Here is a 489-nt window from a genome sequence, read left to right on the forward strand (position 1 = left end):
GCGTGTTGATTACCAACAAAAACATTCGATTCATGCGAAATTTTGGCTTATAGGGGCTCGAAATTCCAACCGTAGTGTTCAAAATTGACATCGGTTCGCGTTAATTCTCCGAAAAGCTGTTGCTCATCATTGCTGTTCTCTTTGAGGTTAATCTCGATAGGATCGTTAAACTTGCGATTGTAAATATAAAAAAATATCTCCGACGTAGCGGCATTTTTGTCGGGCACCAAATACCACTGGAATCTTTCGCTGCTGGCTCTGTCCGAGCCTAATAGTGGTTGAATACCATTGGCATCCTTTTCGCCGAATTCAAGGTATGAATTGGAGTCCGCATTCCAAATTTTGAAGTAGAGCTTGTTGCTCTCCCACAGTGGCTTGAATACCCAACTGCTCCTCACGTTAGTATTATCAGAGATATTTATTATTGCCTTATTTTGCCCCGGTGTCAGCTTTATTGAGTAACCATATTTCGCGTCCGTTATTTTGATA

General features: G+C 41.3%; 1 protein-coding gene. It reads right to left on the reverse strand.

The features are described 5' to 3' along the window. Positions 1-47: 47 nt before the first annotated feature. Positions 48-489 (reverse strand): hypothetical protein (locus tag F0U44_RS23910; protein ID WP_149730577.1); only part of this gene is annotated, 442 nt, incomplete at its 5' end.

It is taken from the genome of Nocardioides humilatus, from assembly GCF_008373755.1.
GTDB lineage: Bacteria > Actinomycetota > Actinomycetes > Propionibacteriales > Nocardioidaceae > Nocardioides > Nocardioides humilatus.